We start from the raw sequence: 7703 nt of genomic DNA on the forward strand, positions 1-7703 counted from the left end.
CGTGATATACGATTATTTTCAAAGTTATATAAGTCAAACTGTATATAATATTATCGTTATGTTATTAGGGGTAGTATGGTCTGGAATTTTAGCATATGGAGCAGCCGTATTTTTAATTAAACCGCTTCGCAAGTTAGAGGAAGCGGCAAGAAAAGCAGCTGAGGGTGATATTCGTGAAGATGTTCCATTACCGAAGACAGATGATGAAATTAAATCTTTAAGTGTTGCATTTAATATGATGTTAGGAAACTTAAGGGGCATGGTAAAAAATATTGATACAACATTTTCGTATACAAATAATCAAGTACAGCAGATTAGAAAACAAACAGGCGAAGCAACGAGACAAGCGCAAGGTGTATCAGAGACACTTGCAGAAATTTCTTCAGGCGCTGAGCAATCAGCGGCATCAATTCAAGCAATTGTTTCTGCTGTTGATACAACGACTTCTATTGCAAGTGAAGTAGAAGAAAAAGCGAAGCAGTCTGATACATTGTCTTCAGAAATGGTTGAAGCTTTAGGGCATAGTACTCGTGTCTTTACGTCTTTAATTCAAGGTATTCAAACATTGGCAAAAGAAAATGAAGATTCAATGCAAAATGTACAGAAGTTAGAAGAACGAATGAAACAAGTAGAACATATTGTGTCTGTTGTGAGTGCGATTGCTAGCCAAACGAATTTATTAGCACTAAATGCTTCTATTGAGGCAGCTCGCGCAGGAGAGCATGGAAGAGGCTTTGCGGTTGTTGCGGAAGAAGTACGTAAACTTGCTGATGAAAGTGATCATTCTGCAAGAAACATATCGCAGTTATTACGGAATATGCAAGATGAAGTACAACAAGTTGCAATGAAAATGACAGAACAAGTGAAAATAGCTAAAGAAGAGGCGAAACGTGGGGAAGCTACGGAATTAATTTTAAAAGAAATGTCATCAAGTGTTATGGAAGTAGCCGATGCAACTCAGCAAATTAGTAGTTATATGAATGAACAAGTAAGCCACATTCATCAAACAGGAGCACAAACAAAAGCTGTAGCAGCAATTGCTGAAGAAACATCAGCTGGTTCGCAAGAAGTGGCGCGTGTGACGCTACAACAGTCTAAAAATATGATAGTAATCGATCAATTATTAAAGGATTTAGAGAAGCAAGCAACTGATTTGAAACAAACAATTGAACGATTTTCAATGTAAAAGGAAGAACAGAATGCTGTTCTTCTCTTTTTTATTTAGCTTGATTTAATATTTACAGTTAAACTATGAACGTTTCCGCAACATTCTTTTCTGCCCCTTTCGGATGAAAATTATAGCGAGCTATAATATTAAAAGGGGTGTCTTTTATGAAAAAAGAAAAAAGACAACGGTTAATTAAACAATTTGTAAAGGAGTATGAAATAGATAAGCAAGAAAGATTAGTAGAATTGTTAGCAAAAAAAGATGTATTAGTAACACAAGCTACGATTTCTCGCGATATTCGTGAGTTAAACTTAACGAAGGTACCTTCTCAAGAAGGATTAATGATATATAAAGTTTTCTCAGAAGAGCATTTACAAACTGATATAAAGTTAAAGAAAAAATTACGAGAAGTTGTTGTAAAAATTGATTGTGTAGATCAATTAATGGTTATTAAAACATTACCTGGTAATGCACATGTTATTGGTGTTTTATTTGATGAGTTAGATTGGAAAGAAAAAATAGGATGTATATGCGGAAATGATACATGCCTTATAATTTCACAGTCGAAATCAGATAGGGAGATTATAGAAGAAAGATTAAATTTAATTATTTAGATGCAAAAATCCTGTTTTTAATAAAATTAAAAACAGGATTTTTGTTTAAATACGGAAGTTAAATATTCAACATATATGCGTAATATATGTATTTTTTATTGAGAAAGCGAGATAGTTTGTTATAAAAATACATATTCGTATGATTTTAAAAAAATAACTTGTTTAATATTTCACAATGATAATGTGGATACTTTCACAAAGATGAAAGTGCAGAGCATTTATTATGTACTTGTAAGACATCAAACATATTTAAAAGGAGGTACAACAAATGAAACATCCGATACATGTTACTTCAGAAATTGGGGAATTACAAACGGTTTTATTAAAACGACCGGGTAAAGAAGTGGAAAACTTGACGCCAGATTATTTGCAGCAATTATTATTTGACGATATTCCATACTTACCAATTATTCAAAAAGAGCATGATTATTTTGCACAAACGTTACGCAATCGGGGTGTTGAAGTTCTTTATTTAGAAAAACTAGCCGCTGAGGCGTTAGTAGATAAAAAACTTCGAGAAGAATTTGTTGATCGTATTTTAAAAGAAGGACAGGCCGACGTAAATGTTGCACATCAAACTTTAAAAGAATATTTACTTTCCTTTTCAAATGAAGAATTAATTCAAAAAATTATGGGCGGTGTACGGAAAAACGAAATTGAAACAAGTAAGAAGACACATTTATATGAATTAATGGAAGATCACTATCCGTTTTACTTAGATCCAATGCCTAATTTATATTTTACTCGTGATCCAGCAGCTAGCGTGGGCGATGGCTTAACGATAAATAAGATGAGAGAACCAGCGCGTAGACGTGAATCATTATTCATGGAGTACATCATTAAATATCATCCAAGATTTGCAAAACATAATGTACCAATCTGGTTAGATCGTGATTATAAATTTCCAATTGAAGGTGGCGACGAGCTAATTTTAAATGAAGAAACAATTGCGATTGGAGTATCTGCTCGTACTTCAGCTAAAGCAATTGAACGTTTAGCTAAAAATCTCTTTAGCCGACAAAATAAAATTAAGAAAGTGTTAGCAATAGAAATTCCAAAATGTCGAGCATTTATGCATTTAGATACAGTATTTACAATGGTTGATTATGACAAGTTTACAATTCATCCAGCCATTCAAGGGCCAAAAGGGAATATGAATATTTATATTTTAGAAAAAGGATCAGATGAGGAAACTCTTAAAATTACACATCGTACTTCTTTAATGGAAGCATTAAAAGAGGTATTAGGCTTAAGTGAATTAGTTCTTATTCCATGTGGAGGAGGAGATGTAATTGCTTCTGCTCGTGAACAATGGAATGATGGCTCGAACACATTAGCAATCGCGCCAGGTGTAGTTGTTACATATGATCGCAACTATGTATCTAATACGTTATTACGGGAACACGGTATAGAAGTGATTGAGGTTCTAAGTTCGGAATTATCTCGTGGTCGTGGGGGTCCACGTTGCATGAGTATGCCAATTGTTCGTAAAGATATTTAGTATAAATAACGGAGAAAGTAGGGATGAATTATGTTAATGACTAGACCAAATTTAAAAGGAAGAAGCTTTCTAGCAGAAAAAGATTTTACACAAGAAGAATTATTATATTTTCTAGATTTGGCAGCAGAATTAAAAGAGAAAAAGAAAAATGGTATTCCGCATCATTATTTAGAAGGTAAAAATGTAGCGCTCTTATTTGAAAAAACTTCTACTCGTACACGTTGTGCATTTACAGTAGCATGTACAGATTTAGGAGCAAATCCTGAATATTTAGGGAAAGGTGATATTCAACTTGGGAAAAAAGAATCTGTAGAGGATACAGCAAAAGTGTTAGGGCGTATGTTTGACGGAATTGAGTTTCGTGGATTTAATCATGAAACCGTAGAATCTTTAGCACAAAATTCTGGTGTGCCAGTTTGGAATGGATTAACAGATATGTGGCATCCAACACAAACACTAGCAGATTTATTAACAATTAGAGAACATATAGGGAAATTGAAAAATGTGAAGCTCGTTTACGTTGGCGATGGACGAAATAATGTTGCTAATAGCTTACTAGTTGGTGGAGCAATCGTTGGAATGGATGTACGTATTTGTACACCGGAATCTTTATGGCCTGCACAAGAAGTAATTGATTTAGCAAAAAAATATAATGAACAGGTAATGATAACAAGTAATGTGGAAGAAGCTGTTGCGAATGCAGATGTAATTTATACAGATGTATGGGTGTCTATGGGGGAAGAAGAAAAATTTGCTGAACGTGTCGAGTTATTGAAACCTTATCAAGTAAATATGAAAATGATTAAAGCAACAGGGAATGAAAACGTGATTTTCTTACATTGTTTACCTGCATTTCATGATGTTGAAACGATGTATGGCGAAGAAGTTTATGAGAAATATGGGTTGAAAGAAATGGAGGTAACTGACGAAGTATTCCGCAGTAAACATTCAAAAGTATTTGATCAAGCTGAAAATAGAATGCATACAATTAAAGCGGTTATGGCAGCTACTTTAGGAAATATGGAGTAAAGAAGAAAGGGAGTCTTCCTTTCTTCTTTCTCCTCCTTTAGACACGATCATTCACTATTGCTTTTGTATTGTTATTGCAATTTAAGAGAGGTGAGTGGAATGGGTGAAGATAAGAAATTAGGGTTGTTTACACTAACGGCTCTTGTAGTTGGGTCTATGATTGGCGGTGGAGCCTTTAATTTAGCGAGTGATATGGCAAAAGGTGCTGGTGCTGGAGCCATTATTATTGGCTGGGTTATAACAGGAATTGGGATGATTGCACTTGGATTATCTTTTCAAAATCTAACTGTAAAACGGCCAGATTTAGATGGTGGTATTTTTAGCTATGCAAAAGCAGGGTTTGGTAATTTTATGGGGTTTAATAGTGCGTGGGGATACTGGCTATCTGCTTGGCTTGGAAATGTAGCTTACGGTACATTATTGTTTTCTTCATTAGGATATTTCTTCCCGATCTTTGAAGGCGGTCAAAATGTAGAATCCATTATTGGTGCAAGCGTATTATTATGGTGTGTTCACATGTTAATTTTACGTGGAGTTCAATCAGCAGCCCTTGTGAATTTAGTAACTACAATCGCAAAATTAGTACCTGTATTTGTATTTATTGTCATAGGAATCTTCGCGTTTCATATTGATACGTTCTTAGATGGATTTTGGGGGCAAGCTGGTTCTTTTTCATGGGGAGCAGTTGGCAGCCAAGTTAAAAGTACAATGCTTGTAACTTTATGGGTATTTATTGGGGTAGAAGGGGCTGTTGTTTTATCCAGTCGAGCAAAAAATAGAAGTGATGTAGGGAAAGCAACCGTTATTGGCTTAATTGGTACACTCATCATTTACATTTTAATCACATTATTGTCTCTTGGACTTATGCAGCAAGCAGATATTGCAGGTTTGAAAAATCCGGCTATGGCTTATTTATTTGAAAGTGTTGTTGGAAAATGGGGTGCTATCTTTATTAATTTAGGTTTGGTCATCTCTGTATTAGGTGCTTGGTTAGGTTGGACTTTGCTCGCTTCTGAAATTCCATATTTAGCGGCTAAAGATGGAGTATTTCCAAAATGGTTTGCAAAAGAAAATAAAAATAAGGCTCCAGTAAATTCATTATGGATAACAAATGGTTTAATACAAATGTTCTTGTTAACATTCGTCGTTTCTGATCAGGCGTATAACTTTGCATTCTCTTTAGCATCTTCAGCTATTTTAATCCCATATGCTTTTTCAGCGTTTTATCAACTGAAGCATAGCTTAAAGTCTGAAGAAGCAGATCGAAATAAAAATATAATAATTGGCTTGATAGCCAGTATTTATGGCGTGTGGCTAGTTTATGCAGCTGGTTTAGAGTATTTATTATTAACAATGACTTTATATGCGCCAGGTATTTTTATTTTTTACAATGTTCAAAAGCAAAAGAGTTCGAAGCAAATATTTACTCGAGTGGAATTAGCATCATCCGTAGCAATTGGTGCTTTAGCATTCTTTGCGATTTATGGATTAATTACAGGCAGTATTACTTTATAAAGCGCTGTGAAAGCGAAATCAACTGGAGGGCTGGAATATGGCACGAAGAAAAATTGTAGTTGCACTAGGGGGAAATGCGATACAGTCTGGAGAAGCTACTGCGGGAGCGCAGCAAGAAGCGTTGGAAAAAACGGCAGAACAACTTGTGAAAATAATGGAAAATGATGTAGATATAGTAATTGCGCATGGAAATGGCCCACAAGTGGGGAATATTTTATTACAGCAAAAAGCTGCAGAAACGGAAAAGACACCTGCAATGCCATTAGATACTTGTGGGGCAATGAGTCAAGGGATGATTGGATATTGGATGGAAAATGCGATTGAAAAGGCATTGAAAAAACGGAATATAAAAAAAGACGTAGCAACGGTTATAACACGTGTTGTTGTGGATAAAAAAGATGAGGCATTTAAAAATCCAACTAAACCAATTGGTCCTTTTTATACAGAAGAAGAGGCCAGAAGATTAATGGATGAAACAAAAGCAGTGTTTAAAGAAGATGCTGGTAGAGGGTGGAGACGCGTTGTTCCATCACCGAAGCCTGTAAGTATTCATGAACATAAAGTGATTAATTCTTTGGTCGAAGATGGAAATATAGTGATAGCTGTTGGCGGAGGTGGAATTCCAGTAATTGATTCCGAAGAAGGGCTAAAAGGAACTGAAGCAGTTATCGATAAAGATTTCGCTGCGCAGAAATTAGCAGAATTAGTAGATGCCGATACGCTCGTTATTTTAACTGCAGTTGATCATGTGTATGTAAATTATAATCAACCGAATCAAAAAAAATTAGAGCATGTCACAGTGAATCAATTAGAAGAATATATTGAAGAACAACAATTCGCTGCGGGAAGCATGCTTCCAAAAATTGAAGCTGCTATTAATTTTGTTAATACAAATCCAAAAAGAAAAACAATTATTACGTCTTTAGAAAAAGTATATGAAGCACTAGAAGAAAAAGCTGGTACTATTATTTCAAAACAGAATGTATGCATATATGTTTAAATTCTTATGTACGCTACTTAGTAGTAAAAAAGAATGGAGTTAGTAACTTCATTCTTTTTATTTATTAATATTTTTTGTACTCATTGTTCATAAAGTTTTCATGATGAAATCTGAATATGTAAGTTAATTATGATAAAATTCAAATTGAATACGCTTTCTTGATTTTTCGCTCCAACATACAGCAAGAGAGAGGGAATTTTATGAATAGACGGAACGTAGTTAAGGACTTAAAGCAGTTCGAATTATTTGCTCATTTAACAGAAAAAAAATTGAAAGGCTTAACAGAGTTTGTTTATTGGCGAACTTATAAAAAAGGTCAATTTTTATTTTTAGAAGGAGATTCAAGGGAAAGAATCTACTTCATGTTAGATGGTTTTGTAAAGTTAGAGCGGGTTAATCAAAATGGGAACTTATTATACGATGACTATGTAAAGCGATATTCTATTTTTCCTTATGGTGGCATGTTTACAGACAGAGGATATAACTATACAGCAGAAGCAATGACGGATGTGGAGGTATATTATATTCCAACGGTAATCTTTGAAGATATGGTAAAATCCAGCAGAACGCAATTGATGTACGTTGTTCAGCAATTATCATCTATATTAAAATTGAACGAAAATCGAGTGCAAAATATTACAATTCCTAATGCACAAGATCGTGTTATCCAAACGTTAAATTATTTAATGCAGGATTTAGGAGAACAGAGTGGGGAAAAGATTGTAATTTCATGTCCACTTACAACAATTGAAATATCCAAAATATCTGGAACATCTCGAGAGACAGTTAGCAGCGTATTAAAACAATTAAAAAATGATAGCATTGTTACAATTTTAGATAAAAAAATTACAATACATGATCCAACATATTTTGAAG

The 7703-nt window shown here is 34.4% G+C and carries 7 protein-coding genes; all 7 read left to right on the plus strand.

Annotated elements, in window-relative coordinates:
• The coding region (locus tag ACQGSG_RS24150) for a methyl-accepting chemotaxis protein (RefSeq protein WP_426948194.1) at nucleotides 1-1186 on the plus strand (1186 nt) is incomplete at its 5' end.
• 146 nt (nucleotides 1187-1332) lie between these two features.
• A complete protein-coding gene (argR, locus tag ACQGSG_RS24155) occupies nucleotides 1333-1782 on the plus strand; it encodes an arginine repressor (protein ID WP_000711822.1) in 450 nt (149 codons plus the stop codon).
• A 268-nt stretch (nucleotides 1783-2050) separates the two neighbouring features.
• Nucleotides 2051-3283 (plus strand): arginine deiminase, encoded by a 1233-nt coding sequence (gene arcA, locus ACQGSG_RS24160; RefSeq protein WP_000682331.1) that lies wholly within the window; start codon nucleotides 2051-2053, stop codon nucleotides 3281-3283.
• 30 nt (nucleotides 3284-3313) lie between these two features.
• Nucleotides 3314-4312 (plus strand): ornithine carbamoyltransferase, encoded by a 999-nt coding sequence (argF, locus tag ACQGSG_RS24165; protein ID WP_000930289.1) that lies wholly within the window; start codon nucleotides 3314-3316, stop codon nucleotides 4310-4312.
• Nucleotides 4313-4411: 99 nt separating this feature from the next.
• Nucleotides 4412-5827, plus strand: a complete 1416-nt coding sequence (gene arcD, locus ACQGSG_RS24170; RefSeq protein WP_000503410.1) for an arginine-ornithine antiporter — start codon at nucleotides 4412-4414, stop codon at nucleotides 5825-5827.
• Nucleotides 5828-5864: 37 nt separating this feature from the next.
• Entirely contained in the window at nucleotides 5865-6827 is a 963-nt protein-coding gene (gene arcC / locus ACQGSG_RS24175) for a carbamate kinase (RefSeq protein ID WP_000113947.1), read from the plus strand.
• 200 nt (nucleotides 6828-7027) lie between these two features.
• The coding region (locus tag ACQGSG_RS24180; protein ID WP_426948197.1) for a Crp/Fnr family transcriptional regulator at nucleotides 7028-7703 on the plus strand (676 nt) is incomplete at its 3' end.

This window comes from Bacillus sp. GMa5/1 (assembly GCF_050172015.1).
Taxonomy (GTDB): domain Bacteria; phylum Bacillota; class Bacilli; order Bacillales; family Bacillaceae_G; genus Bacillus_A; species Bacillus_A cereus.

Excerpts from the sequence above, each read along its gene's own strand:
- argR (WP_000711822.1), top strand. The coding sequence starts at position 1,333 with ATGAAAAAAGAAAAAAGACAACGGTTAATTAAACAATTTGTAAAGGAG.
- arcA (WP_000682331.1), top strand. The coding sequence starts at position 2,051 with ATGAAACATCCGATACATGTTACTTCAGAAATTGGGGAATTACAAACG.
- argF (WP_000930289.1), top strand. The coding sequence starts at position 3,314 with ATGTTAATGACTAGACCAAATTTAAAAGGAAGAAGCTTTCTAGCAGAA.
- arcD (WP_000503410.1), top strand. The coding sequence starts at position 4,412 with ATGGGTGAAGATAAGAAATTAGGGTTGTTTACACTAACGGCTCTTGTA.
- arcC (WP_000113947.1), top strand. The coding sequence starts at position 5,865 with ATGGCACGAAGAAAAATTGTAGTTGCACTAGGGGGAAATGCGATACAG.